Genomic DNA, 455 nt, shown 5'->3' with positions numbered 1-455 from the left:
GCCGCGACGACGCCGTACGCCTCGGCCAGCCGGTCCACCTCACGCCGTGCCTCGTCGACGGCGTCCGCGTCCACGGGCTCCGCGTCGATCTCCGCCCGCGCCTCGGTGACACGCACACCCGGCGCACCGAGGACGCGGGCGCGCAGCGAGTGGGGGTCGAGCGAGCGCGGCAGTCCGGTCACCCGTACCCGTCCGTCCGCCGGGACCGTGCCCCGGGCGACGCGGCGGCACAGCGCGCCCTGCTCGTACACCGTCACCGATTCGAGTGCCGAGTCCCACCTCGGTGCCTTCCCAGCCGTCATGTGCTCCCCCGCGCAGCCGTGTTCGTGCCGAGGGCAGCCTACGCGGTGACGGTCCGGTACGGATCACCACACGAGGCACCAGTACGTGCCGTGATGCCCGATCCCGATCCGGCTCTCGCGCGGCACCAGGGCCGGGTCGGGATCGGGCATCAC

Annotated in this window: 1 protein-coding gene; it reads right to left on the bottom strand. The window is 74.3% G+C overall.

The genetic code is table 11. The features are described 5' to 3' along the window. On the bottom strand, positions 1-302 hold a 302-nt coding region (locus LPA54_RS38440), incomplete at its 3' end, for a DUF4140 domain-containing protein (RefSeq protein ID WP_228985014.1). Positions 303-455: the final 153 nt, after the last annotated feature.

This window comes from Streptomyces sp. DH12, assembly GCF_020873895.1.
Classification (GTDB): domain Bacteria; phylum Actinomycetota; class Actinomycetes; order Streptomycetales; family Streptomycetaceae; genus Streptomyces.
Note: the sequence above shows the minus strand (reverse complement) of the source record. Positions and strands in the feature narration are given on the sequence as shown.